The sequence below is a fragment of the Pseudomonas sp. PDM17 genome (assembly GCF_014851985.1).
Taxonomy (GTDB): Bacteria; Pseudomonadota; Gammaproteobacteria; order Pseudomonadales; family Pseudomonadaceae; genus Pseudomonas.
Window position 1 is genome coordinate 846,321 of record NZ_JACVAT010000002.1, and the last position, 24,835, is coordinate 871,155.

Annotated in this window: 21 protein-coding genes; 11 read left to right on the forward strand and 10 right to left on the reverse strand. The window is 66.4% G+C overall.

Annotated features, from left to right (window positions below; genetic code table 11):
• Nucleotides 1-6: 6 nt before the first annotated feature.
• On the reverse strand, nucleotides 7-1,497 hold the full coding sequence (locus tag IB256_RS09515) for a RimK family protein (RefSeq protein ID WP_138215605.1): 1,491 nt from the start codon (nucleotides 1,495-1,497) through the stop codon (nucleotides 7-9).
• Nucleotides 1,498-1,637: 140 nt separating this feature from the next.
• Here IB256_RS09515 and IB256_RS09520 point away from each other — a divergent pair, with 140 nt between their 5' ends.
• On the forward strand, nucleotides 1,638-2,732 hold the full coding sequence (locus tag IB256_RS09520; protein WP_192402291.1) for a GNAT family N-acetyltransferase/peptidase C39 family protein: 1,095 nt from the start codon (nucleotides 1,638-1,640) through the stop codon (nucleotides 2,730-2,732).
• A gap of 10 nt (nucleotides 2,733-2,742) precedes the next feature.
• On the opposite strand, the gene IB256_RS09525 is transcribed toward IB256_RS09520, so the two are convergent.
• The gene (locus IB256_RS09525) at nucleotides 2,743-2,901 is read right to left on the reverse strand and encodes a hypothetical protein (RefSeq protein ID WP_168190533.1); all 159 of its coding nucleotides are present in this window, start codon (nucleotides 2,899-2,901) and stop codon (nucleotides 2,743-2,745) included.
• Nucleotides 2,902-3,061: 160 nt separating this feature from the next.
• Between IB256_RS09525 and IB256_RS09530 the strand changes: the two genes are divergently transcribed.
• The 7 genes from IB256_RS09530 (at nucleotide 3,062) to IB256_RS09560 (ending at nucleotide 9,138) form a co-directional block, all read left to right on the forward strand.
• The gene (locus IB256_RS09530) at nucleotides 3,062-4,264 is read left to right on the forward strand and encodes an ABC transporter substrate-binding protein (RefSeq protein WP_192402293.1); all 1,203 of its coding nucleotides are present in this window, start codon (nucleotides 3,062-3,064) and stop codon (nucleotides 4,262-4,264) included.
• Nucleotides 4,265-4,290: 26 nt separating this feature from the next.
• Nucleotides 4,291-5,259 carry a YVTN family beta-propeller repeat protein gene (locus IB256_RS09535; RefSeq protein ID WP_192402445.1) on the forward strand — a complete coding sequence of 323 codons (969 nt, stop codon included), beginning with the start codon at nucleotides 4,291-4,293 and terminating at the stop codon, nucleotides 5,257-5,259.
• 26 nt (nucleotides 5,260-5,285) lie between these two features.
• A complete protein-coding gene (locus IB256_RS09540) occupies nucleotides 5,286-6,017 on the forward strand; it encodes an ABC transporter ATP-binding protein (RefSeq protein ID WP_192296202.1) in 732 nt (243 codons plus the stop codon).
• Complete coding sequence (locus IB256_RS09545; RefSeq protein ID WP_192402295.1) at nucleotides 6,014-6,832, forward strand: ABC transporter permease; 819 nt, start codon at nucleotides 6,014-6,016, stop codon at nucleotides 6,830-6,832. The genes IB256_RS09540 and IB256_RS09545 overlap by 4 nt, the downstream gene beginning before the upstream one ends.
• A 105-nt stretch (nucleotides 6,833-6,937) precedes the next feature.
• Nucleotides 6,938-7,513 (forward strand): PQQ-dependent catabolism-associated CXXCW motif protein, encoded by a 576-nt coding sequence (locus IB256_RS09550; protein WP_192296130.1) that lies wholly within the window; start codon nucleotides 6,938-6,940, stop codon nucleotides 7,511-7,513.
• 42 nt (nucleotides 7,514-7,555) lie between these two features.
• Nucleotides 7,556-8,221, forward strand: coding sequence for a response regulator AgmR (gene agmR, locus IB256_RS09555; RefSeq protein ID WP_024764454.1), 666 nt, complete (start codon nucleotides 7,556-7,558; stop codon nucleotides 8,219-8,221).
• A gap of 56 nt (nucleotides 8,222-8,277) precedes the next feature.
• Nucleotides 8,278-9,138: a DMT family transporter gene (locus tag IB256_RS09560; protein ID WP_192296131.1), complete on the forward strand. Its 861-nt coding sequence runs from the start codon at nucleotides 8,278-8,280 to the stop codon at nucleotides 9,136-9,138.
• 293 nt (nucleotides 9,139-9,431) lie between these two features.
• On the opposite strand, the gene nahK is transcribed toward IB256_RS09560, so the two are convergent.
• The 4 genes from nahK to pqqF form a co-directional block, all read right to left on the reverse strand.
• On the reverse strand, nucleotides 9,432-12,059 hold the full coding sequence (gene nahK, locus IB256_RS09565) for a hybrid sensor histidine kinase/response regulator NahK/ErcS' (protein WP_192402297.1): 2,628 nt from the start codon (nucleotides 12,057-12,059) through the stop codon (nucleotides 9,432-9,434).
• Complete coding sequence (nosP, locus tag IB256_RS09570; protein WP_192296133.1) at nucleotides 11,989-13,146, reverse strand: nitric oxide-sensing protein NosP; 1,158 nt, start codon at nucleotides 13,144-13,146, stop codon at nucleotides 11,989-11,991. Before nosP ends, nahK begins: the two co-directional genes overlap by 71 nt.
• Before the next feature lie 827 nt (nucleotides 13,147-13,973).
• Entirely contained in the window at nucleotides 13,974-15,176 is a 1,203-nt protein-coding gene (locus IB256_RS09575; protein ID WP_192296134.1) for a porin, read from the reverse strand.
• A gap of 290 nt (nucleotides 15,177-15,466) precedes the next feature.
• Nucleotides 15,467-17,758 (reverse strand): pyrroloquinoline quinone biosynthesis protein PqqF, encoded by a 2,292-nt coding sequence (gene pqqF / locus IB256_RS09580; RefSeq protein ID WP_192402299.1) that lies wholly within the window; start codon nucleotides 17,756-17,758, stop codon nucleotides 15,467-15,469.
• 165 nt (nucleotides 17,759-17,923) lie between these two features.
• Between pqqF and IB256_RS09585 the strand changes: the two genes are divergently transcribed.
• Both IB256_RS09585 and IB256_RS09590 read left to right on the forward strand, forming a co-directional pair.
• Nucleotides 17,924-18,451, forward strand: a complete 528-nt coding sequence (locus IB256_RS09585) for a cysteine hydrolase family protein (RefSeq protein ID WP_192296136.1) — start codon at nucleotides 17,924-17,926, stop codon at nucleotides 18,449-18,451.
• Nucleotides 18,452-18,470: 19 nt separating this feature from the next.
• Nucleotides 18,471-19,391 (forward strand): LysR family transcriptional regulator, encoded by a 921-nt coding sequence (locus tag IB256_RS09590; RefSeq protein WP_192402301.1) that lies wholly within the window; start codon nucleotides 18,471-18,473, stop codon nucleotides 19,389-19,391.
• 75 nt (nucleotides 19,392-19,466) lie between these two features.
• Here IB256_RS09590 and IB256_RS09595 read toward each other — a convergent pair whose 3' ends face one another.
• The 4 genes from IB256_RS09595 to IB256_RS09610 form a co-directional block, all read right to left on the reverse strand.
• Nucleotides 19,467-20,906, reverse strand: a complete 1,440-nt coding sequence (locus tag IB256_RS09595; RefSeq protein WP_081519812.1) for a short-chain fatty acid transporter — start codon at nucleotides 20,904-20,906, stop codon at nucleotides 19,467-19,469.
• Nucleotides 20,907-21,170: 264 nt separating this feature from the next.
• Complete coding sequence (locus IB256_RS09600) at nucleotides 21,171-22,352, reverse strand: acetyl-CoA C-acetyltransferase (RefSeq protein WP_192296138.1); 1,182 nt, start codon at nucleotides 22,350-22,352, stop codon at nucleotides 21,171-21,173.
• Between the two features lie 82 nt (nucleotides 22,353-22,434).
• Nucleotides 22,435-23,091 carry a CoA transferase subunit B gene (locus IB256_RS09605; RefSeq protein WP_138215588.1) on the reverse strand — a complete coding sequence of 219 codons (657 nt, stop codon included), beginning with the start codon at nucleotides 23,089-23,091 and terminating at the stop codon, nucleotides 22,435-22,437.
• A gap of 26 nt (nucleotides 23,092-23,117) precedes the next feature.
• A complete protein-coding gene (locus IB256_RS09610) occupies nucleotides 23,118-23,816 on the reverse strand; it encodes a CoA transferase subunit A (RefSeq protein WP_081519809.1) in 699 nt (232 codons plus the stop codon).
• 125 nt (nucleotides 23,817-23,941) lie between these two features.
• Here IB256_RS09610 and IB256_RS09615 point away from each other — a divergent pair, with 125 nt between their 5' ends.
• Nucleotides 23,942-24,835, forward strand: a complete 894-nt coding sequence (locus IB256_RS09615; protein WP_192296139.1) for a LysR family transcriptional regulator — start codon at nucleotides 23,942-23,944, stop codon at nucleotides 24,833-24,835.

Below are 24,835 nucleotides of genomic sequence, written 5' to 3' on the forward strand. Positions count from 1 at the left end.
ACGATCTCACCACCCGCGACCACGCCGCTTGACTTCCAGCCGCCGCACGAACTCCTCGAGCACCAGCTTGTAGAGATCGTCCCCCAGGTAGACGTCCTCTACCCCACAGTCGATGTTCGGGTTGTCGTTCACCTCGATGACCACCACCCGGTCCCCCGCCTGCTTCAAATCCACGCCGTAGAGCCCGTCGCCGATCAGGTTGGCGGTTTTCACCGCCAGTTCCACGACCTTGCGCGGCGCCTCATGGACCGCCATCGTGCGGAAATCACCGCTCACTTCCTGGGCGTCCGGGCTGTGGTCGTAGATCTGCCAGTGCCCCTTGGACATGAAGTACTGGCAGGCGAATATGGGTTTCTGGTTCAAGACGCCAATCCGCCAGTCATATTCGGTATAGAAGAACTCCTGGGCGAGCAGCAGCACCGAGCGCTCGAACAGTTCTGCACTGGCCTTGAGCAACTCCTCCTGGTTGGCCACCTTGATCACGCCGCGGGAGAAGCTGCCGTCGGGAATCTTCAGCACCAGCGGGAAGCCCAGGCGTTCGCCGACCTTCTCCAGTTCCTGCGGGTTGTCCTTGTAGAGGATTTCGGTGGCCGGCATGCCCAGCTTGTGGCTGCGCAACAGGTCGGCGAGGTAGACCTTGTTGGTGCAGCGCAGGATCGACACCGGGTCGTCCATCACCACCATGCCCTCGCTCTCGGCCTTCTTGGCGAAGCGGTAGGTGTGGTCGCTGACGCTGGTGGTCTCGCGGATCAGCAGGGCGTCGTACTCCGCCAGGCGCGAGTAGTCCTTCTTTTCGATCAGCTCGACGTCGATGCCCAGGCTGCGGCCGATGCGGATGAAGTTCTTCAGCGCCTTGCGATCGGACGGCGGGAAGGCTTCTTCCGGGTCGTGCAGGATCGCCAGGTCGTAGCGGTATTGCTTGCGCGAACGAGGCTTGCGCCAGATCTGCCGGCTGAAGCCGTCCAGCGCGTTGGCGAACTGTTCCTCCTGGTCCTCGCGCAGCTTGTGGATGTTCCCCGGCTTCACGCCCTCGATATGCCAGCCCCGGTTCTTGCGGAACTCCACCAGCAGCATCGGGCACGGCAGCGCCTCGAACAGCTGGCGCGCCAGGTCCTGCAGCGGCTCGATGTCGGTACGGCCGAAGTACAGCGTCAGGGTGAAGCCATCAGTGCTGCCGTAGGGGTGGTCGGCCAGCGCCTTGTCGAGGGTCTTCTCCAGGTCCTCCAGCGCCAGGCTGTAGAGCGATTTCTTCGCCAGCTCGCTGATGCTGCGCACCGACGGGATCACCTTGTGCCCGCGCGCTTCGGCCAGCAGCGAGCAGTAATAGCCGTGGCCCAGGTACTTGTAGTTGCGGCACAGGTTGATTACCTGCACGCGCTTGCCGTTGTCGTCGTCGATGGGCATCTCCAGGTACTCCTGGGCGCTGACCACGTCTTCGCTGGGATAGTAGGAGGCCCAGTCTTCCTTGCGTTCCACGATGATGAACAGCTTGCTCACGACACCTCCGAAGCTGACTGGCGCGCTTGCCGCGCCCTGCCCCTGGGACAATACTGGTTGAGCTTCGACCACACGACGCAACGCCCGTTCGCAGCCAGCACCGGACAAGTGCGCCCTCCGGATTAACGAATGCTTACCCTATGAAACTCCAGTTCCGCGCCGCTTCAGCCGACGACCTGCAAGCCCTGGTCGAGATGGAAAACCGCTGCTTCGAACACGACCGCCTGTCCCGCCGCAACTTCCAGTGGATGATCACCCGCGCCCACGCCAGCCTGACCGTCGCAGTATCCGACGGCCAGTTGCTGGGCTACGCGCTGGTGCTGTTCCACCAGGGCACCTCGCTGGCGCGCCTGTATTCCATTGCCGTGGACGAACGGGCCCGCGGCATCGGCCTGGGCCAGAAGCTGCTGGACCGCGCAGAAGCCGAGGCGCTGGAGAATGACTGCGCCTACCTGCGCCTGGAAGTGCGCCCCGACAACCGTGGCGCCATCGCCCTCTACGAGCGCAACGGTTACCGCCCCTTCGCCACGGTGCGCAACTACTACGAAGACCATAGCGAAGCCCTGCGCTTCGAGAAACGCATCCGCCACATCAACGAGCGCACCCACCGCCATGTGCCTTATTACCGCCAGACCACCGAGTTCACCTGCGGCCCCTCGGCGCTGCTGATGGCCATGGGCGCACTGGAGCCCAAGCGCCGCCTGGCGCGCCGCGAGGAGCTGCGCCTGTGGCGCGAGGCGACCACCATCTACATGACCGCCGGCCACGGCGGCTGCAGCCCGCAAGGTCTGGCGCTGGCGGCGCTGCGCCGGGGCTTCCGCGTGCGCCTGTTGCTGTCGGAAGACGGCCCGCTGTTCCTCGATGGCGTGCGCAGCGAGGAAAAACGCGAGGTCATGCGCCTGGTCCATGAGGACTTCAGCGCCGAGCTGGCGCAAAGCGATGTCGAGCAATTGCTGGTCAACCAGCTGGATATCGAGGGCGCGCTGGAAGCCGGCGGCCAGCCGCTGGTGCTGATCAGCAGCTATCGGCTGACGCGTTCCAAGGCACCGCACTGGGTGGTGGTCACCGACTGTGACGAGGACTTCGTCTACCTGCACGACCCCGACGTCGACCACAGCCAGCACCGCGAACCGCTGGACTGCCAGCACATCCCGGTGAGCCACGCGGAGTTCGAGCAGATGAGCCGCTTCGGCCGCAGCAAGCTGCGCGCGGCGGTGATCCTCTACAAGCGCTGAAGACGGTGTTCTACGGCGCGCCACGACAGGTCGTGATGCAACCCACCGGCGCCACGGGCGCACGCAGTTCCGCCGCCGGCAGGTAGCCGTTGCGGGTATAGAGGAAGTCGAAACCGAACAGGCTGAGCATCAGCAGGATCGGCAGGACGAGAGTGACGGCGATACGCATGGCGACGCTCCTCTTCTGGTTCTTGTAGCGCCATCCTAGGACGCGGGCGCGGCGCACAACCTACTACCTTGGTACTGCCCCAACCGGTACTTTCTGCATATTTGCCGCACCCCTGACGCTTCCTATGCTGGCCGCACAAGAACCAGAAAGGAGTCGTCCCATGCGCCAGTTCGTCCTGCACGGCGTGGCCTATCTGCTGGCGGTTGCGTGCGCCGCCGCCTTCGGTCTCGACGCCCGCGCCGAAGAAGCTCCCACGCTGGAAGTCCGCATTGGCTATCTGGGCTACACACCCGACCCCGGTCCGCTGCTATCCAACGTCATCCCGGAACCTAGCGACGCAGGCCTGCGCGGCGCGGAGCTGGCAATCACCGACAGCAACAGCACCGGGCGCTTCCTCAAGCACCACTACAGCCTGCAAGCCGCCAGCACCGACACCCCGGAAAAGCTGCTCACCGAGGCCCAGCGTCTGCACGACGCCGGCTTGCGCCTGTTCGTGGTCAACGCTCCCGCCGACACCCTGCGCCAACTGGCCGCCGCGCTGCCGGACAGCCTGCTGTTCAACGCCGGCGCCGCCGATGACGAGCTGCGCGCCAGCCAGTGCGCGGTGAACGTGCTGCACACCCTGCCCAGCCGGTTGATGCTGACCGATGCCCTCACCCAGTTTCTGGTGCTGCGCAAGTGGACGCGCTGGCTGCTGATCGTCGGCAAACGCCCGGAAGATGCCTTGTACGCCACCGCCCTGCGCCGTTCGGCCAAGCGCTTCGGCGCGAAGATCGTCGAGGAAAAGCCCTTCACCTTCGACAACGACCAGCGTCGCAGCGCCCAGGCCGACATGGCCCTGTTCACTCAGTCCAGCGAGGACTACGACGCCGTGCTGGTGGCCGACGAGCACGGCGACTTCGGCGAATACGTGCCCTACAACACCTGGCTGCCGCGCCCGGTGGCAGGTACCCAGGGGCTGGTCGCCACCGGCTGGCACAAGACCGTGGAAACCTACGGCGCCGCGCAGTTGCAGAAGCGGTTCGAGGAACATGCCGGACGCTGGATGAACGATCGCGACTTCGCTGCCTGGATCGCCGTACGCAGCATCGCCAGCGCCGTGACGCGGCTGCGGGACGCCGACCCGATGGCGATCCGCAAGCTGTCGCTGTCCCCCGACCTGCCGCTGGACGGTTTCAAGGGCTACAAGCTCGGCTTCCGCCCCTGGGACGGTCAGCTGCGCCAGCCCATCCCGCTGGTGCAGCCGCGCGCGCTGGTCAGCACCTCGCCGCAGGAAGGCTTCCTGCACCCCGCCAGCGAACTCGACAGCCTCGGCCTCGATGCACCGGAAAGCCAGTGCCGCCTCGCCGAAGCCAATCCATAAGAAGAACTCCCATGAGGACCCTGCCCATGCCGCGCCTGCTTGCCCTCTCCAGCCTGAGCCTCGCCCTCTCACTGGTGTCACCGGCCTTCGCCGCCACCGCCTATGTGTCCAACGAGAAGGACAACAACCTGAGCGTCATCGACCTGAACAGCATGAGCGTCACCGGCACCATCGACACCGGCAAACGTCCGCGCGGGTTGGCGCTGTCCCACGACAACAAGCTGCTGTACATCTGCGCGAGCGACTCGGACACCGTGCAGGTGCTCGATCTCGCCACCCGCAAGATCATCAGGCAGCTGCCATCGGGCGCCGACCCCGAGCAGTTCGCCCTGCACCCCAACGACCGCTGGCTGTACGTCTCCAACGAGGACGATGCACTGGTCACGGTGGTCGATACCCAGACCGCTCAGGTGCTCGGGCAAATCGACGTCGGCGTCGAGCCCGAGGGCATGGCGGTGAGCCCGGACGGCCAATGGGCGGTAAACACCAGCGAAACCACCAATATGCTGCACTGGATCGACACTTCGACCCAGAAGCTGGTGGACAGCACCCTGGTGGACCAGCGCCCGCGCCACGCCGAGTTCACCCACGACGGCTCGCAGGTCTGGGTCTCGGCGGAAATCGGTGGCACCGTCAGCGTGGTCGACACCGCCAGCCGCAAGATCCTCAAGACCCTGCGCTTCGCCATCCAGGGAGTACACCCCGACAAGGTGCAACCGGTGGGCGTACAACTGACCAGCGACGGCAAACTGGCCTTCGTCGCCCTCGGTCCGGCCAACCATGTGGCGGTAGTGGATGCCAGGACTTTCGAGGTGCTCGACTACCTGTTGGTGGGCCGTCGCGTCTGGCACCTGGCGTTCACCCCGGGTGAGAAGACGCTGCTGGCCACCAACGGCGTCAGCGGCGACGTGTCGGTGATCGATGTCGCCTCGCGCAAGGTCACCAAATCGATCAAGGTCGGCCGCTACCCGTGGGGCGTGGTGGTGACGCCATGAACGCAGCCAGTATGAGTGCACCTGCCATGAATGCGCTGGCGGTCCGCGATCTCGGCTTCTCCTACGGTCCGCGCCGTGCCCTCGACGGCCTGGAATTCGAGCTGCCCGCCGGACGCTTCACCGCCCTGCTCGGCCCCAACGGCGCCGGCAAGTCCACCCTGGTTGCCCTGCTCACCCGCCTCTACGACCTGCAGCAGGGCGAGATCGACGTGCTCGGCTGCAGCCTGCGCCGCCAGCCGCGCCTGGCCCTGCGGGAGCTGGGCGTGGTGTTCCAGCAGAGCACCCTGGACCTGGACCTGAGCGTGGAGCAGAACCTGCACTACCACGCCGCCCTGCACGGCCTGCCACGCAGCGTGGCGAACGAGCGGATCGACGCCGAACTGGCCCGCCAGCAATTGCACGAGCGTCGCCGCGACAAGGTCCGTGCGCTCAATGGCGGGCACCGCCGCCGGGTGGAGATCGCCCGCGCCCTGTTGCATCGCCCGCGCCTGCTGCTGCTCGACGAAGCCAGCGTCGGCCTCGACCCGGCAGCGCGCCAGGCACTCAACGAACACGTACGCCGGCTTTGCCGCGAGGACGGCCTCGCCGTGCTCTGGACCACCCACCTGCTCGATGAAGTACGCGACGAGGATGCGCTGCTGGTGCTCGATCGCGGGCGTCTGGTCGCACGGGGCGAGGCGCGGGATATCTGCGCGCCCGACGCCGGCAACCTGGAGCGTACCTTCGACCGCCTGACCCGCCTGGAGGCCTGCACATGAGCGCCCTGGAGAACCCGCGCCTCGGCCCCGCCGCCTACTGGCAATGCCTGCGCGGCATCGTCATGCGCGAATGGCTGCGTTTCGTCCTGCAGCGCTCGCGATTCCTCAGCGCGCTGGTGCGGCCGCTGCTCTGGCTGCTGGTATTTGCCGCCGGTTTCCGCGCCGCACTGGGCATTTCGATCATCGAGCCGTACGACACCTACGTCACCTACGAGACCTACATCGTTCCGGGGCTGTGCTGCATGATCCTGCTGTTCAACGGCATGCAGGGCTCGCTGTCGATGGTCTACGACCGCGAAATGGGCAGCATGCGCGTGCTGCTGACCAGCCCGCTGCCGCGCGCCTTCCTGCTCGCGAGCAAACTGCTGGCCACCGCGCTGGTGTCGCTGCTGCAGGTCTATGCCTTCCTGCTGATCGCCTGGCTGTATGGCGTGCAACCGCCGCCCATGGGCCTGATGGTGGCGCTGCCGGCATTGCTGCTGGCCGCCCTGCTGCTGGGCGCGCTGGGCTTGCTGCTGTCCAACGGCATCCGCCAGCTGGAGAACTTCGCCGGGGTGATGAATTTCGTCATCTTCCCGCTGTTCTTCCTCTCCTCCGCGCTCTACCCGCTGTGGAAGATGCGCGAGGCCAGCCAGTGGCTGTACTGGCTGTGCGCGCTGAACCCGTTCAGCCACGCGGTGGAGCTGGTGCGCTTTGCCCTCTACGAGCGCTTCAACCTGCTGGCGGCAGGCGTCTGCCTGGGGCTGACGCTGTTCTTCACCGGCCTTGCCGTGCTGACCTTCAACCCGCAGCACGCCACCCTGCGCAAGGGCTGAAACCTACTACTTTGGTACCGGTTCGCCCCTCCTGACGTCGAATTTCCAAAGCCGCACAGCCGGCATCTAATGGCCACTACAAGAAGAACGAACAGAGATACCGCCATGCCTCGCCTTGCGACTGCACTGAATGGCCATGTGGGCGGCTGCCTGGCCGCGTGCCTGCTCAGCCTGACCCTCGCGCTGCCGACCGCGCAGGCCGAGGACGCGCAGCTGTTTTCCGCCGACGGCTACCGACAGGCCCAGTACCGCAGCCCGACACCGCCCTCCGCCGACCACGCCACCACCCTCGACACCTCTGCCCTGCAGGCGCTGCTCCAGCGCGAGCCACAGACCCGGCTGGTGGACGTCTACCGCCGTACCTTCCTCAACGGCCAGTTCGTCGAGGACGAAAAGCACCGCAACCTGCCCGGCAGCCTGTGGCTGGCCAACGTCGGCACCGGCACTCTGGAACCACAGTGGCAAGCCTACCTGGAGCAGAATCTCGCCCGCCTCACCGACGGCGATGCCAAGCGCCCGCTGGTGTTCTACTGCCGTTCCGACTGCTGGATGAGCTGGAATGCCATCCGCCGCGCACATGCGCTGGGCTATGCCAGCCTCTACTGGTACCGTGATGGAATCGACGCCTGGGAACAGGCAGGACTGCCCCTGCAGGATGCGCAACCGCAACCCCTGAAGTAACTTGCGATCACCGCCCATAACGACAACAACGAGGTGCAGGCCATGTACAAGATCCTGATCGCCGACGATCACCCGCTGTTCCGCGAAGCCATCCACAACGTCATCGCCGACGGCTTCCCCGGCAGCGAAGTAATGGAAACCGCCGACCTCGACAGCGCCCTGGGCCTGACCCAGGAACACGACGATCTCGACCTGATCCTGCTCGACCTGAACATGCCCGGCATGCATGGCCTCAACGGCCTGATGAGCCTGCGCAACGAGGCGCCGACCATCCCGGTGGTGATCGTCTCCGCCGAGCAGGACAAGCAGGTCGTGCTGCAAGCCATCACCTACGGCGCAGTGGGCTTCATCACCAAGTCGTCACCGCGCGTACAGATGACCGAGGCCATCGAGCAGATTCTCAACGGCAACGTCTACCTGCCGTCGGACATCATCCGCACGCAGAAATCCTCGCCGCGCCGCAGCGGCCAGGAAGACCACAGCATTCCACCGGAACTGCTGCAGGCGCTGACCCGCAAGCAGCTGCTGGTGCTGGAGCGGATGACCAAGGGCGAATCCAACAAGCAGATCGCCTACAACCTGGAGATCGCCGAAACCACGGTGAAGGCCCACGTCTCCGCCATCCTGCGCAAGCTGAAGGTACACAACCGCGTGCAGGCCATCCTCTGCGCGGGCGATATCGACTTCGCCGCCTACCTGCGCCGCTGAAACGAGGCGCCGCTGATTCATAACGTGCCGTTGCGACCGCTACCGGGAACCACTCGATGCCCTCCACCCGCACCCTGAGCCTCACCGGCCTGGCGATGATCGCCTTCGCCGGCAATTCCATCCTCTGCCGCCTGGCCCTCAAGGCCACCAGCATCGACGCGGTGAGCTTCACTGGCATCCGCATCTTCTCGGGCGCACTGATGCTCGCTCTGCTGCTGAAACTGCGCCATCGCGCCGCCAGCGACGGCGGCAACTGGCGCGCAGCGGCGGCGCTGTTCGTCTATGCAGCGGCGTTCTCCTACGCCTACGTGCAGCTGGATGCCGGCACCGGCGCCCTGCTGCTGTTCGGCGCGGTGCAGGTGACCATGATCCTGGTCGGCCTGCTGCGTGGCGAAAGCCTGCGCGGGCAGGCGCTGGCGGGTTTTCTGCTGGCCCTGGGCGGCCTGCTGGCCCAATTGCTGCCCAGCGCCAGCGCCCCGCCGCTGGCGGGTGCGCTGCTGATGCTGCTGTCCGGCGTGGCCTGGGGGCTGTACTCGCTGCTCGGGCGCAGGGGCAGCGATCCGCTGGCGATCACGACGGGCAACTTCGTGCGCGCCATTAGCTTTGCGGCCGTGCTGGCGGTGTTCTTCCACGCCGATCTGCGGGTGGACACGCTGGGCGTCGTTTATGCCGTGCTGTCCGGAGCGGTGGCTTCCGGGATCGGCTATGCCATCTGGTACAGCGCGCTGCCGGGGCTCTCGGCCATCCAGGGCGCTTCGGTGCAACTGAGCGTGCCGATTCTCGCGGCACTCTCCGGCGCCGCGCTGCTGGGCGAGGCGATCAGCCTGCGGCTAGCGCTGGTGTCGCTGGCGGTGCTGGGCGGGATCGCCCTGATCCTGCTGGCCAAGGTGCGCGCGCCCGTCGCGCAGCGCGCCTGATCCACAAGGCGTACAACCGTGCGCGGTTGTACGCTGCTTCATCTCTGCTCGCCGCGCGCCCAGCTTGATTCCGGAACACGATGAAACCACGGCCAAACGGCGGATAACGTCGAACGTTTTCCAACCTACGGAGACATCCGGGAGCGCACCAGTGGGATGGTGTGGAGCGCAGCGATACCCATCGATCCGGCGCGGTTGCAGCATGGGTATCGCCTGGGCTCCACCCATCCTGCGCAGAGTCCATCCTGAAAGCAGGGTGATGGGCTCGATGCGAAACAACACGCGAGGCCTGTTCAGCGTGCGCTATCGATCAGATGGCACAGCGCCGTCTTCAGCTTCATCGGCCGCACCGGCTTGTGCATCAGCGTGTGCCCCAGCTCGCGGACCTGCTGCTTCAGCTCGTTGCTGTAGTTGGCAGTGATCATCAGCGCCGGTAGCGGCGTGCCGCGGCGTGCGTTGATCGAGGCCACCGCGTCGACCCCGTTCAACCCATCGTCGAGGTGGTAATCGACGATCAGCAGGTCCGACTCGGCGTGGAAGTTGTCCACCTGCCGCGCCAGGTCCTCCTCCGACAGCGCCGTCACCACCCGGCAGCCCCAGGTTTCCAGCAGCGTGCGCATGCCGGCGCAGATCGAGGCATCGTTATCCAGCACCCACACGCGGGAGCCGCGCAGGCGCTCCACCAGGTCGTCGGCGGTGCGCTCGGGTTCCGGCGCGCTTCGGGCCACACGGCGCGCCAGCGGGATTTCGATGGCGAAACGCGAGCCTTTGCCCGGTACCGACTCCACCTGAATGCGATGGCCGAGCATGCGCGCGATCTTCTCGACGATGGCCAGGCCCAGACCCAGCCCGCGGTCCTGATGGAGACGCTGCACATCGCCGCGCTTGAACTCCTGGAATATCTCGCCGAGCTTGTCGGCAGCGATGCCCACGCCGGTGTCCCAGACTTCGATCCACAGGCTGTGCCGACGCCGCCGGCAGCCCAGCAGTACCCGGCCCGACGGCGTGTAGCGGATGGCATTGGTCAGCAGGTTGCGCAGGATCCTCGCCAGCAGCTGGATGTCGCTGCGCACCTGCGCGCCACAGGGTACGAAGTCCAGCGCCAGGCCTTCGCTGGCGGCCACCTGACGGTACTCGGCGGCGAGGTTGCCGAGCAGTTCGCTGACATCGAACGAGGCAATGTCCGGCTTGATCACCCCGGCATCCAGCTTGGAGATGTCCACCAGGGTGCCGAGCAGCGTCTCCACGTCTTCCAGCGACTGGCTGATGTTGCGCACCAGCACTTCGCCGCTGCGCTCCTGCAGCGCACTGGTGAACAGCCGCGCGGCGTTCAGCGGTTGCAGCAGGTCGTGGCTGACGGCGGCGAGGAACTTGGTCTTCGACAGGTTCGCTTGCTCCGCCTCGCGCTTGGCTTCACGCAGGCGTCCTTCGACCTGGCTGCGCTCGTCGATCTCGCGCTTGAGCTGGTCATTCAGGCTGGTCAGCTCGGCCGTGCGTTCGCGCACCCGCTGCTCGAGGTTCTGGTAGGCCTGGTGCAGCGCCTCGGCGGTGCGGCGGCGCTCGGTGATGTCGCGGATCAGCACGAACAGGCCGGTCACGGTGCCGTCGGCCTGGCGGTTGGGCACGTAGGAGCGCTGCATGTAGCGCTCCTGCCCGGCGAGGTTGGTCTCGGCGATCTCGAAGGTTACGCTCTCGCCCGACAGCGCGCGCTCGAAGTACGGTTCCAGGCGCTGGCAGTGTTCGGCGCTGTGTACCTCGCGCAGGTTGCGCCCGAGCATCGAGCCGCTGGGCCAGCGGTACCATTCCTCGTAGACCTTGTTGGTGAAGTCGTAATCCAGATCGGCGGTGAGGTAAGCGATCAGCGCCGGGACCTGGTCGGTGATGAGGCGAATCCAGCGTTCGCTTTCACGCAGTGCCTCGGCGTGGCGGTAGCGCTCGGTGATGTCGGTGAAGGTGTTGACGAAGCCCCCGGTCGGCAACGCGTGGGTGCGGATTTCCAGCATGCGTCCGTCGAACAGGCGCTGCTCGATCACCCCTTCCGCCTCGCCCTTGCACGGTCGGCTGCGCGGTGTCAGCAGCGGCAGTTCGCTGTCGGCCATGACCTCGGCGAACGGCCGGTGCGCCTCGATCGGCGCCAGCCCGCAAAGCTCCAGGAAGCGCCGGTTCCACAACTCCAGCGCGCCATCGGCGCCGACCATGGCTACGCCCTGGGACAGGTTGTCGACGGCGCGTTGCAGTAAATGCGATTTCTGCGCCACCGCCTGTTCGCGGCGGGCCATCTCGTTCTGCTTGATCTCGGTAATGTCGCTGTAGAGCACCACCAGCCCGCCGTCGCGGGTCGGCCGTTCGGTGACGCGCACCCAGCGGTCGTTGCGCAGGCGATAGAGGGTGTGCTCGTCGTCGCTGCTGCGCTGTTCCTCGACGATCAGCCCGCTGCTCTGCGCCAGCCGGCGCACCTCGGCGAGCCGCGTTCCCGCGCCGACACGGGCGCGGGTCTGCGCCCAGAAGGCCCGGAACCGTTCGTTGTAGAGGACGATGCGCTGCTGCGGGTCGAACAGCACGAAGGCATCGGAGATGCTCTCGATGGCATCGAGCAGATGCTGGTGCGCAGTCTCGGCGCGCAGGCGCGCGTCGCTGAGCAGCTGGTTGCTGGATTTCAGCTCGACCATCGCTTCGCTCAGCGCATCGGTGCGCTCTCGCACCTGCTCGGCCAGCACCACCGAATGCTGGAAGGCGCCATAGGCGTTGTCGCCGCGCAAGGTGGCCGACTCGACACGTTCGATCAGCGCCGCATTGATCCGCTGCAGCTTGTGGTTGTCGCGCTCCAGCTCGTCAATGCGCGCACGCAGCTCAGCGTCCGGCGTTGCCCCGAGGACGGCCAATGGCGACACCGGTGAAGGTCTGGTTGATATGCATGCCATTGAATTGTTCCCCGTAGGTGTTGAAGCCGATCACCTGCTGGCTGCGCAGAAACTCGGCGGTGGGCCCGGTATCGCCGGCCACCTCCAGCTCCAGGCGGCGCAGGAAGCAGTCGCAGCCGATGGTCAGCAATGGCGGGCCGAGGCGTTCGTGCAGGCGCTGGAACTGCGCCTGCAGCCCGGGCAGCAGCGGGCCGGTGCTCATGGCGGTGAGGACGATGCCGTTCTCCACCGCGCAGTAGAACGTCAGGCTGAGGTCTTCGTTGACCTGCTGGATCGAGCGCACGTAGTACTGGTCACGCACCCGCACCGCCAGCGGATGCGCCGGGAACAGCGAGAAATCCAGCTGCTCCAGCGGCACTCCGACCAGCCGGGCGAACTCCAGCGCGGCCGGCTCGGCGTTGAGCTCCAGCACGCGGCGGCTGTCGCTGTCGGCGCGGGTGACCACCAGTTTCTCCTCGCTGGGCAGCACGTGGTGGGTGGTGAACACCTCGAAGTCCAGCCAGGTGTTGAACAGCACCACCACCGCCGCGCCGGTGTGGAACTGGCCCTGGTAATAGACGTGGGTGTGGGTCAGGTGGTTGTCGTCGCCGGCCGAGCCGCCGAAATGCGGGATAGCGCCCAGCGCGGCACTGAGCGCGGCGAGCACCACTTCCTCGCGGCTGGACAGGCCGTCGAGCAGGGTCAGGGCGAAGCTGTGGTCCTTGATCGGCGCCAGCCCGGCGCTGCGGCAGTCCGCCACCAGCGACTCGACCATCTGCTGCGCATCGATCAGGCTGAAGCGCTCCATCTCGTCCACCAGCGCGCAGGAGATGGCGAAGGTGCGCAAATCGAAGCCGACGGCGGTGACGCAGCCACGCCCATAGCCCTGCGGGGTGATCTCCCCGGCGGTGGTGCAGCCGGCCAGGTCGATGCCGCCGAAATACTGCTCCAGCGCGGCGGCCAGCGTCGGCAGGTCGTATTCGGCGGAACAGAAGAACAGCACGAAGCCGAGGTTGGGATGGATCAGCTGGCGCGCCAGGTCCTGGGCAACCGCCTCGACGTCGCGGGCACTGGACATGCCGCGAACGACTCCTTGTGTTTCGTGCATGGCGTACGCCCAGTCAGGATATCGACGTTGGCATTCTACGAAGCAGCCGGAGCGCGCCCCATGCTACTTGGGTCGTGGCGGGTTTATCCCAAAGTAGCGGGGTCGTAGGGGCGACGCCCCCGTAATTCCCCCACCCACGGACTCCTGGAAATTGATATCGGCATTTCCAGACACAAGCGGACATCGTCCGCGATGCTTGGGGTTCGGTGTTGAGCGCCGCTTCGGCATGCGCTGAGAGATTTTGTTTCGCCCCCTCGGGCGACCTACTTTGGAAAGACCCAAAGTAGGCAAAGGTCTCGCCCCTGGCATCCGGCTTTTCGCTTCGCGAAAAGTACCCTCGGTTCTTCGGAGTTCCAGGGGCCCGCGTTGACGGGCCATCCCTGGCCCGGCAACGCTCTCGCGACATCCATGTCGCTCAACCCCTGAAACTCCGATCACCTTCGGCCTCCTGAAAGGGGCACTCCGGAGCGTGCGGATGTTTCTCTGGAAGACTTCAAAATCCAAAGCTAGCGCCAGAACCAGTTCGTAGGGCGCATAACCCGGAACGGGTTATGCGCCGACGCCAATGGCCGCATCGGCGGATAACGCTGGCGCGTTATACGCCCTACGGTCCGTGCAGTGCGGTTCGCGAGCAAGCTCGCTCCTACAGGTTGGACATCGGCGTGCCTTTCGCAGGAGCGAGTCGGCTCGCGAACCCAACTGAGGCACCGGGCCTGCCGGCTCAGCAATCTGGCCGGGCCTTTCGATCGGCCTTCCTTGAGCGAAAGGAAAAAGGCGGGCGACACACCGTGCCGACCCGCCGAAATGGAGCCAAAGGTGTTGGGGGATTACCAGTTGAGGACGGCGCCCACCGCGAAGGTGTCAGTGTCTTCGCTGACGGTGGAGCCCTTGCGACCGTCGATCTCGTAGACGTTGTACTCGGCCACCAGCTTCAGGTTGTCGTTGATGGTGCGGAAGTAGGCGATGCCCTGGGTGGAGTAATCCGCCGCGCTGCCCAGGCCGTTGCCGTCGTCGCGGGTCTCGCCGGTGGACAGCGCCACACGGTTCTTGCCCCAGCTGTAGGAGCCCTGCAGCAGCACGCCACGGCTGTCCACTTCACGCAGCGCAGCTTCACCCGCGTTGTTGGTGAAGAACGGGTTGATGCCCTTGGCGGTGAAGCCCGACCCCGTGAGCGAGAAGCCGCCCATCTTCGCCTGGAGGCCATAGCCCAGGCCCTTCGAGGTCACGCTGTCGACTTCGTCGTTGGTGTTCTTCGAGGTCTGGTAGGCGCCGTTGACCCAGCTGTAGATCTTCGCCCCGCCGACGTCGAACTGGTAGCTGATCTCGCTCTCGTAGCGCGGGTTGTCCTGGTAGGCCTTGTCGTCGAGGCCGTCACTGGCGTCCTTGTCGATCTGGTTGGTGTCGATCGGGTCCATGATGCCCACCGCGATGTGCAGGCCTTCCACCAGGTTGTTGTTGCGGTAGGTGATCTGCGAGGTCGGGAACGGGTACGGGTAGCCGGTGCCGATGTTGCCGAAGGACACGCCCTTGCCATCCACCAGGCCGAGGGTATCGCTGGCGTTGCCGAAGCCGGCGAGCAGTTCGTCGAGGAAGATGTTGGAACGCGAGAACAGGCCGAAGTCCTTGCCGATCAGCACCTCGCCCCAGTCGCCGGCGACATTGCCGTAGAACTGGCGGACGTCGATGGCGGTGTCGGTGCCGTCCTGCTCGCTGTCGTTGATGGTCACCCAGAACGAGGAGCGCCCGGTGAGGGTCAGGCCGTCGATCTTCTTGCCGAAGTTGAAGCCGATGTAGTTGGGCAGGAAGCCCATCTTCACCCGCGACTGGCGGCGGTCGTAGGTTTCGCCGTTGCGATCGACGTCGCTGTTCACATAGAAGGCGTTGAAGTAGCCGTCGGTGGAAAAGGTCGTGTCGTCCTTGTCGTACAGCATGATGTCGGCGCTGGCTCCGCTCGACACTGAAGACAGGGCCAGGGTGGACAATGCCAGCGGCAGCAGCTGGCGGCGGACGGCGATCTTGTTCTTGTTCATGGCGCTCTCCGGGTGGGGGGGTCGACTGCGGCTCAGTCGTGTCGGAGGCGATTATCGAAACGCTCGCGGCCTTGCCATACGCTGCTTTGGCGCCGGTTCCACGGGCCTTGCAGGCGTCTTGCGGGAGCACTGCGCAAGGCTCTGCGACCACCGCTTCCTCAGGCGCGCGGCGATGGTCGCGGGTAGTCGTGACCGCCGGGCAGCTACCTTGGGCCAGCACACCGGGCGTAAGGCAAAAGTCGACCGTGGCACCGCCTTGCGGACGGCACCCCAGGTCGAAAGTACGAGGATCAGGCGTGGCTGAGCAGCAGCCAGTGACCGCCCTGGGCGGAGCTGAGCGCCGAATGCGCGGCGCGCAGCTCGGTGGCGCAGAGGTTGCCGAGCGCCTGGACCATGGCCTCACGGTGCGACGATGCGACGCCGGCCAGCTGGTCGTTCCAGGCCTGATGCAGGCGTTCGGCGAAGTCGTCCGGCGCGCGCGCCAGCTCAGCGGCCAGCGGAGCGCGCAGGCTGTCGACTCGTTGCGGGTCGATCCGCAGCAGGGCTTCGCCCTGGCGGTAAAGGAAGCTGTCGACCTCGGCCTGCAACTCCACCGCCGACAACAACGGCGACTGCACCGCGAAGAGAATGCCGCGGCGCATGCCCACTTGGCGGAAGCCGCAGTACAACGCATAAGCCAGCTGCCGCTCACCGCGCAGCCAGTGGAAGAAGGCCGGTTCCAGCACGCGGGCCAGCAAGCGCCACGCGGCTTCGTCGGCCGCCGAGCGCGACGCCAGCGGGCAGAACAGCAACAGCGCCGCTTCGCCCGCCAGCTCCAGTACCTGGCGATGCCGACCGGCCGGGCCGCTGCGCGGCGGCAACGCGCTGGTGGTCGAGTAGCCTGCCAGGGTATCCGGCAACTCGATGCCGCGAGTCAGGTCGTCCCAATGGGCGGCGGACCAGTCCGGTGATGCATCGCTGTCTCCGGCCAGCATCTGCGGCAGCAGATCGAGCAACTGTCGGATCGGCATTTCACCTTCGCGGCGACGGCGCTCGGCAGCGTGCAGACGCGCGCCCTGCCCCAGCACAGCGGCGGCAGGATGCTGAAGCGCATGGATCGCGCACTCGGCCAGCTCGGCAAGGTGGTTCTTCGCCCCCGACAGCATCAGTGTCCAGTCACTTTCCATGGCCTCCAGGCGCAGGCTGGCGCCCTCGTGCCGTGCTGCGCCTGCAAGCGGACGCAGCGCCTGCCTGGCGCAAAGGAATGCCGGCCGGCTTGGCGGCTGCGGGAAGCGCCAGCGCAGGTAAAGGGCAGCGGGCTCGGCCTGCTTGGCCGCTTGCTTCGGCGTGAAGGACCACGGCTCGCCCCGCAGCGGTTCGATACTGCGCTGCGGGCTACGGCCGACATCGAGGATGAAGCCGGCCGAGGTCATCGACTCGCCGATCACCGGCTCGCAGGTCAGCAGGCGGATCATCCGCGGTGTTACCAGTTGGCCGATCCATGCCGAGGGATTGGCGCTTCCCGCGCGGCGTTGCAGCTGTTCCAGGGCGCCGGTGGGCTCATCGACAGGAGCGGCGGCGAGGATATCCTCCGGCAATTTGCGCAGCGCCTCCAGCCAGGAAAGGAAGGCTGATTCGACGAGATCGGCGGTGGCGGCTTCGGCCAGTTCGAAATCGAAACGCAACAACGCCTGGCCGTTGGCGAAGCGGCTCAGACGCACACGGGCGCTGTCGGCAAGCCCGTTCTGCCCCAGGCAGGCCAGCAGTGATCCGGGCGCCTCGTCGGCCAGCCAGCCCTGCAACTGTTCCAGCAACGCACCGCCCTCACCCGCCACGCCCTCCAGGGCGAAGGCCAGCACCAGTCGCGGGGCGCCGGTCAGGCGCAGCTTCAGTTCCTGACCGGCCAGTGGCAGGAGGGATTCGTCACTGGCGGGCTCGACCAGCGCGCCGGACGGGAGCACAGCGGCTTCGCGCTCGACCAGTGCCGCCAGTTCTTCCAGCGGTTGCGGGCCCTGCAGCCAGAGTTCCAGCGCCCCGCCCACCTGACAGGAGCGGATGAAGGCACGCAGCGCCTTCTGGAACTCGGCGTTTTCCACCTTGAGGCTGTCGCGGCGACCGGCCACGAAGCGCCCCAGGGGGTGCCGCGGCGCCACCGCCAGCGCCAGGGCGGCGTCGATCAGGGTGTCAGGATCGCGGCCGCGGGCAAGGAATTCGGCTTCCAGCACTTCCCGCTCGGCGACCTGCACGGCTTCGTCCAGCAGCGGCCGCGCCAGCATGTCCACCAGCCGCGCCAACCCGTCCCCCAGATCGGCGGCCGGTACCTCGAAGAAGTAGTCCGTCTGCCGGGCCCGGGTGCTGGCATTGAGCCGACCGCCACGGGCCTGCACCCACGGCATCAGGCGCTCGCCCTCGACGAAGCGCTCGCCACAGAGGAACAGCAGGTGCTCGATGAAGTGCGCGAGGCCGGGGAAGGCTTCCGGCTCGTCGTGGCTGCCACGGGCGATCCGCAACAGCGCGGCGGCGCGGCTGGCGCCGGGAGCCTGGATGACGGTGGCGCGCAGGCCGTTGGCGAGGGTCAGGGTCTTGGCGGGAAGGCTGTTCATCGGCATCCGGTCCGGTTGATGGCCGTCACCATCGCCGAAGGCGCGGCAAAGGGAAATACGGCTTTGGCAGCAAACGCTTGCCGGCATTGGCCCACGCCATCAGGCGGGCTACCATTCCCGACGCCACTCGACCTTCGCCATTCTCTTGAAAGGAATACGCTCGCCATGAGCACCGCCCTGCTGATCATCGACGTCCAGTCCGACCTGTGTACCGGCGACTGCGCCTGTTTCGACATCGACAATGTGCTGCAGCGCATCAATGGTCTGAGTCGAGCGGCGCGTGGGGCCGGCGTGCCGGTGGTGCTGGTGCAGCACGAGGACGATGACCTGCAGTATGGCAGCGCCGGCTGGCAGCTGGAATCGCGACTGCTCACCGCCCCTGCGGACCTCCAGGTGCGCAAGACCACCCCGGACTCCTTCCTGCGCACCGACCTCGCCGACCTGCTGCAAGCGCGCGGCATCGATCACCTGGTGGTCTGCGGCCTGCAGAGCGACTACTGCGTCGACACCACCACCCGCCGCGCCCTGGCGCAGGGCTACGCCGTGACGCTGGTGGGCGATGCCCACTCCACCGTCGACAATGCCGTGCTCAGCGCCGCGCAGATCAGCGCGCACCACAACGCGGTACTGGGCAGCATCAGCAGCTTCGGCCCGCGCGCCAAAGTGGTCCCGGCCGCCGACGTGCATTTCTGAAGCCCGCGAGGTCATCCCCGTGAATTTCGACTGGAACGACATCCCGATCCTCCTCGCCCTCGCCCGGCACGGCAGCATGAGCGCCGCCGGCCGCGCGCTGGGCGTCGACCCCTCGACCATGAGCCGGCGCCTGGTGGCCGCGGAAAGCGCGCTGCAGACCCGCCTGTTCATCCGCGACAACGCGGGCTACAAGGCCACCGACGCCGGCACGGCCTTTCTTGGCTACGCCGAGCGCATCCTCGGTGATGTGCAGAGCATGCTGCTGGAAACGCGCAACGAAGCCAGCGCCATCAACGGCTCGGTGCGCATCACCGCGGTGGATTTCCTCTTCAGCCACTGGCTGGTGCAGCACATGCCGCAACTGGCGCGCACCTATCCCAACCTGCAGTTGCAGCTGATCCCGGCGAACCGCGCGCTGTCCTTCACCCGTCGCGAAGCCGACTTCGCCCTGCGCCTGGCGCGCCCGGCGGAAGACGCCGCGCTGGTGATGCGCAAGGTCGCCGACATCGGTTTCGCCATCTACGCCGCCACGCCTTTCGCCCAGGTGCCGCCTGAGCAATGGCCGCAGCAGCCCTGGCTGGGCTACGGCGAAGACCTCGATGACACCCCGGAGATGTGCTGGCTGCGGCGCTTCGTCCCGGATGCCAATTTCGCCCTGCGCGCGAGCAGTGTGACCACGCTGATCCACGCCTGCGAAAGCGGCCTGGGCATGGCGCTGCTGCCGTGCTTCCTCGGCGAGCGCGAGGGGCTCGTGCGCCTCTCCGGTGCGGTGGTCGTGCGGGAAATCTGGCTGCTCGCTCACCGCGACGCCGGCCGTATCGGTCGCTTCCAGGCGGTCAGCGACTGGCTGCGCGAAGTGTTCGACCAGGACGCCGCGCAGCTCAGCGGCGAACACCTCGACGGCCGCACGCTCGGCGCGGTGGAAGTCAGCCGGGGCTGACAGTGCCCGGAAGAAAGAAAATGCCCGGATGTCGCGAGACATCCGGGCTTTTTGCCGTCGGGGCCGAATGCGTGGTTACGGCTGGACCGGCGGCAGGTACTGCAGGGTGGTGCCCAGTGCCCAGAGCAGGAACAGCACCAGGGGCACGTGGACGAGCAGCTGGACGAAGCTGAAGCCGATCAGGTCGCGGGCTTTCAGGCCCAGCACGCCGAGCAGCGGCAGCATGTAGAACGGATTGATCAGGTTCGGCAGCGCTTCGGCGGCGTTGTAGATCTGCACCGCCCAGCCCAGGTGGTACTGCAGCTCGTTGGCTACCTGCATCACATAGGGCGCCTCGATGATCCACTTGCCACCGCCGGACGGGATGAAGAAGCCCAGCACCGCCGAGTACACACCCATCAGCAGCGCATAGGTGTCGTGGGAAGCGATCTGCACGAAGAAGGTGGAGATGTGGTGAGCGATGGTGGAGCCGTCGCCGCCCTTGACGGTGGTCAGGATCGCCGCGATGGAGCCGTACAGCGGGAACTGGATCAGCACCCCGGTGGTGGTCGGCACGGCGCGGGCCACGGCGTCGAGGAAGTTGCGCGGGCGCCAGTGCAGCAGCGCGCCCACCATGAGGAACAGCAGGTTGTAGGTGTTCAGCCCGGAGATCGCGGTGATCGCCGGCTTCGTGCTGAATTCGTGGACCAGCCAGCCGGCGGCCAGGGCAACCAGCATCAGGATCAGCAGCGGGCTGTGTTCCAGCCATTCGCCCGGCCGGGTCGCCTTCGGCGCACTCGGCGGAGTGAAGCTGACGTCCACGCCGCAGGCCTTCGCATCACGGGCGCTGGCCGCGCCGGGTGCGGTCATGTAGGCGATGACCAGCGACACCAGCACCAGCGCCAGCAGCATCACGCCGGACTGCCAGAGGAAGATGGTCTCGGTGAACGGGATGACACCGGTGATCGCCAGGATCGACGGCGGCAGGCTGGCCGGGTTGGCCTGCAGCTGCGCGGCGGAGGACGACAGGCCAAGCGCCCACACGGCGCCCAGGCCCAGGTAGGCGGCGGCGCCGGCGGCGCGGTAGTCCATCTTCAGGTCTTCGCGACGCGCCAGGGCGCGTACCAGCAGGCCGCCGAACACCAGGGACAGGCCCCAGTTGAGCAGCGAAGCGACCATGGAAATGACCGCGACCCAGGCGACTGCCGAGCGGCCGTTCTTCGGCACGCGGGCGAACAGGTCGATGAGTTTGGACGCCGGGCCGGAGCTGGCGACCACGTAGCCGCCGATGACCACGAAGGCCATCTGCATGGTGAAGGGGATCAGGCTCCAGAAGCCGTCACCGAAGGCCTTGGCGGTTTCGGTGGCCGGTGCGCCGATGGCCAGTGCGGCCACGCTGACGATCAGCACCGCGAGCGCGGCGAAGACCCAGGAGTCGGGGAACCAGCGCTCGGCCCAGTTGGAACAGGCCATGGCGAAGCGCGCCGAGCGGCTGTCCTGAACGGCTGTGCCGGGGGTTTGGGCGTGGGAATTCATAATGGTCTACCTCGTTGTTCTTGTAATGGCTCATCGTCGAACGGGGCTTGTGGCAATACCCGTCCTGGAATGAAAAACCGCCCGGCCTGCGTGGGGCCGAGCGGTGACGCAAGGGTTTGCCGGCGCCGGGGGACGCCGAAAACCGCGGCAGGATGTTCGTCTGTCGGTGTGCCCACCCACCATCCTGCCTACCGGTACGACATGGATACATGCCGCCCGGCGCTCGCCAATCAATCGTTGGTCGCTTGGTCCTCGGTCGCGCCTTCAGTCCCGGATCAGGGCCATGGCGACACCCTGACCGCCGCCGATGCACAGGGTCGCGAGACCCTTCTTCGCATCACGGCGGAGCATTTCGTGGAGCAGCGTCACCAGCACGCGGGCGCCCGAGGCGCCGATCGGGTGGCCAAGGGCGACGGCGCCGCCGTTGACGTTGACCTTCTCGGCGTTCCAGCCCAGCTCCTTGCCGACCGACAGGGCCTGCGCGGCGAAGGCTTCGTTGGCCTCGATCAGTTCGACGTCGTCGAGGCTCCAGCCGGCCTTTTCCAGGCAGCTGCGGGTCGCGGTCACCGGGGCGATGCCCATGATCGACGGGTCGACACCACTGCTCGCATAGGCTTGGATGCGCGCCAGAACCGGGAGGTTCAGACTGCGTGCGCGCTCGGCACTCATCAGCAGGACGGCGGCGGCGCCATCGTTGAGGGTGGAGGCGTTGCCGGCGGTGACAGTGCCATCCTTCTTGAAGGCAGGCTTGAGCTTGCCCAGGGATTCGGCGGTGGTGCCGGCGCGCGGTTGCTCATCGGTGTCGAAGGACAGGGGCTCTCCCTTGCGTTGGGGAATCAGCACCGGGGTGATCTCGTCCTTGAAGCGGCCGGCCTCGATGGCCGAGGCGGCTTTGAGCTGGGACTGCGCGGCAAAGGCGTCCTGCGCCTCGCGGCTGATACCGAACTTTTCGGCCAGGTTCTCGGCGGTGATGCCCATGTGGTAGTCGTTGAAGGCGTCGATCAGGCCGTCGCGCAGCAGGGTGTCCTGCAGCTCGGCGTGGCCCATGCGCAGTCCGGTACGGGCCTTGGGCAGCACGTAGGGCGCGAGGCTCATGCTTTCCTGGCCGCCGGCAATGATGGCGTCCGCGTCGCCGCAACGGATCGCCTGGACGCCGAGGAACAGCGCCTTCAGGCCCGAGCCGCAGAGCTTGTTGATGGTCATCGACGGCACTTCCACCGGCAGGCCGGCGCCTATGGCGGCCTGCCGCGCGGGGTTCTGCCCGGCGCCGGCGGTGAGCACCTGGCCGAGGATGACTTCGTCGATCTGGTCCGGCTTCACGCCGCTGCGTTCGAGCAGCGAGCGGATGACCAGACTGCCCAGTTCATGGGCGGGAATGTTCGCCAGGCTGCCCTGGAAGGCGCCGATGGCGGTGCGGGTGGCGGCGACAATAACTACGTCTTGCATCTGGGAACTCCGAAGCTGGCTTTACCTGTAGGAGCGCGCCATGCGCGCGAATCGCGGGCATGGCCCGCTCCTACACAGGGGATCAGAAGGTCATTTCCTTCACATCGTCCGGCACAATGAGGCGGCCGGCGGTCTTCTCGGCGATCTCTTCGACAGTCACTCCCGGCGCGGTCTCGCGCAGGATGAAGGCACCGTTCTCGATTTCCAGGTAGGCCAGGTCGGTCAGTACCTTGCGGATGCAGCCGGCGCCGGTCAGCGGCAGCGAGCAGCGGTCGAGCAGCTTGGACTCGCCGTCCTTGGAAGCGTGGGTCATGGTCACGATGATGTTGTCCGCGCCGGCCACCAGGTCCATGGCGCCGCCCATGCCCTTCACCAGCTTGCCGGGGATCATCCAGGAGGCGATGTTGCCCTGCACGTCCACCTCGAAGGCACCGAGCACGGTGAGGTCGACGTGACCGCCACGGATCATCGCGAAAGATTCGGCAGAGGAGAAAATCGACGCGCCCTTCACGGCGGTCACGGTCTGCTTGCCGGCGTTGATCATGTCGGCGTCGACCGTGTCTTCGGTGGGGAACGCGCCCATGCCGAGCAGGCCGTTCTCCGATTGCAGCATCACTTCCATGCCCTCGGGCACGTAGTTGGCGACCAGGGTCGGGATGCCGATGCCCAGGTTCACGTAGAAGCCGTCCTGCAGCTCGCGCGCCACGCGCTGAGCCATCTGTTCGCGGGTCAATGCCATCTTCTTGTCTCTCTTGTCCGGTGGGCTCAGGAACGAACGGTGCGCTTCTCGATGCGCTTCTCGAAGGTGCCTTGGATGATGCGGTCGACGTAGATGCCGGGGGTGTGGATCTGGGTCGGGTCCAGTTCACCCGGCTCGACGATCTCCTCCACCTCGACGACCGTGATGCGGCCTGCGGTGGCGACTACCGGATTGAAGTTCTGCGCGGTGTGGCGGTAGATGACGTTGCCATAGTGGTCGGCCTTCCAGCCCTTGACGATGGCGAAGTCGCCGGTGATGGCGCGCTCCATCACGTAGTGGCGGCCGTCGAACTCGCGCACTTCCTTGCCGTCGGCGACCGGGGTGCCGTAGCCGGTGGCGGTGAAGAAGGCCGGGATGCCGGCGCCGCCAGCACGGAGTTTTTCCGCCAGGGTGCCCTGCGGGGTCAGTTCGACCTCCAGCTCACCGGACAGCAGCTGCTGCTCGAACAGCGCGTTCTCGCCAACGTAGGACGCGATCATCTTGCGGATCTGGCGGTCCTCCAGCAGCACGCCGAGGCCGAAGCCGTCGATGCCACAGTTGTTGGAGACCACGGTCAGGCCCTTCACGCCCAGCTTGCGGATGTGCGCGATGAGGTTTTCCGGGATGCCGCAGATGCCGAAGCCGCCCGCCAGTACCGTCATGTCGTCGGTGAGCCCGGCAAGGGCTTCCTCGTAACTGCCTACACGCTTGTCGAGTCCTGCCATGTTGCTGCTGCCTCTTGTATTTGGAATGTCCGACCCATCGGTCAGAGAGCGTCTGCAGCTTCACCGGCAGCGACTGATTTGTTAAGTTTGTTTTTCCAATTGATTGATATGGTTTGCTTATCAATATGACTGTGAAGCAACTGCGCGCCTTCCTCGCCGTCGCCCAGAGCCTGAGCTTCGCCCAGGCCTGCGAGCGCTTGCACCTGTCGCAGCCGGCGCTGAGCCTGGCGATCAAGAGCCTGGAAGAGTCCCTGGGCGGCCAGTTGCTGGTGCGTACTACCCGCAGCGTGGCGCTCACACCGGAGGGCGAAACGCTGCTGCCCCTGGCGCGCCGGCTGCTGGCGGACTGGGACAACGCCGAGGAAGTGATGCACCAGCACTTCACCCTGCAGCTGGGCAGGGTCTCCATCGCCGCCATGCCCTCCTTCGCCGGCAACCTGTTACCCGCCGTGCTGCGCACCTTTCGCGACCGCCACCCGAAGGTGAACGTGGCGGTACACGACGTGATCAACGAGCAGGTGCTGGAGATGGTGCGCAACCATCGGGTGGAGCTGGGCATCGCCCTGGAGCCGGACAGCCTCGACGGGCTGACTTTCACGCCTTTCTACACCGACCGTTTCGTTGCCGTGCTGCCCGCGGACTCAGCGCTGGCAAACGAATCCCGGATCACCTGGGAGCAGTTGCTGGCAGACCATTTCATTACCCTGCAACGTCCATCGGCCGTGCGTCTGCTGCTCGAAGAGCAGTTGCAGGGGCGACTGCCGGTGGCGTTCGAAAGCCACCAGTTAGTCACGGTGGGCCGGATGGTGGCCGAAGGGCTGGGCGTCAGCGCCGTGCCGCGCCTGTGCCGGCAGCAGATGGAAGAGCTGGGCGCGCGTTGCGTGGCGCTCGACGAACCGCGCATCGAGCGCCGGGTGGGGCTGTTCTGCCTGGCGGAGCACAAGCTTTCCAGTGCCGCGCAGGCGCTGGGCGATGTGCTGGTGAACGGGACGGACTGGGCGGGGATGGAGCAGGAGTGA

Coding starts and splice junctions, on each gene's coding strand:
- pqqF (WP_192402299.1), bottom strand. CDS start 17,758: ATGAACAGCCTTCCCGCCAAGACCCTGACCCTCGCCAACGGCCTGCGC.
- IB256_RS09525 (WP_168190533.1), bottom strand. CDS start 2,901: ATGCGTATCGCCGTCACTCTCGTCCTGCCGATCCTGCTGATGCTCAGC.
- agmR (WP_024764454.1), top strand. CDS start 7,556: ATGTACAAGATCCTGATCGCCGACGATCACCCGCTGTTCCGCGAAGCC.
- nosP (WP_192296133.1), bottom strand. CDS start 13,146: ATGCACGAAACACAAGGAGTCGTTCGCGGCATGTCCAGTGCCCGCGAC.
- IB256_RS09535 (WP_192402445.1), top strand. CDS start 4,291: ATGCCGCGCCTGCTTGCCCTCTCCAGCCTGAGCCTCGCCCTCTCACTG.
- IB256_RS09520 (WP_192402291.1), top strand. CDS start 1,638: ATGAAACTCCAGTTCCGCGCCGCTTCAGCCGACGACCTGCAAGCCCTG.
- IB256_RS09575 (WP_192296134.1), bottom strand. CDS start 15,176: ATGAACAAGAACAAGATCGCCGTCCGCCGCCAGCTGCTGCCGCTGGCA.
- IB256_RS09540 (WP_192296202.1), top strand. CDS start 5,286: ATGAATGCGCTGGCGGTCCGCGATCTCGGCTTCTCCTACGGTCCGCGC.
- IB256_RS09550 (WP_192296130.1), top strand. CDS start 6,938: ATGCCTCGCCTTGCGACTGCACTGAATGGCCATGTGGGCGGCTGCCTG.
- IB256_RS09595 (WP_081519812.1), bottom strand. CDS start 20,906: ATGAATTCCCACGCCCAAACCCCCGGCACAGCCGTTCAGGACAGCCGC.
- IB256_RS09610 (WP_081519809.1), bottom strand. CDS start 23,816: ATGGCAGGACTCGACAAGCGTGTAGGCAGTTACGAGGAAGCCCTTGCC.
- IB256_RS09605 (WP_138215588.1), bottom strand. CDS start 23,091: ATGGCATTGACCCGCGAACAGATGGCTCAGCGCGTGGCGCGCGAGCTG.
- IB256_RS09545 (WP_192402295.1), top strand. CDS start 6,014: ATGAGCGCCCTGGAGAACCCGCGCCTCGGCCCCGCCGCCTACTGGCAA.
- IB256_RS09585 (WP_192296136.1), top strand. CDS start 17,924: ATGAGCACCGCCCTGCTGATCATCGACGTCCAGTCCGACCTGTGTACC.
- IB256_RS09615 (WP_192296139.1), top strand. CDS start 23,942: ATGACTGTGAAGCAACTGCGCGCCTTCCTCGCCGTCGCCCAGAGCCTG.
- IB256_RS09600 (WP_192296138.1), bottom strand. CDS start 22,352: ATGCAAGACGTAGTTATTGTCGCCGCCACCCGCACCGCCATCGGCGCC.
- nahK (WP_192402297.1), bottom strand. CDS start 12,059: ATGGCATGCATATCAACCAGACCTTCACCGGTGTCGCCATTGGCCGTC.
- IB256_RS09530 (WP_192402293.1), top strand. CDS start 3,062: ATGCGCCAGTTCGTCCTGCACGGCGTGGCCTATCTGCTGGCGGTTGCG.
- IB256_RS09560 (WP_192296131.1), top strand. CDS start 8,278: ATGCCCTCCACCCGCACCCTGAGCCTCACCGGCCTGGCGATGATCGCC.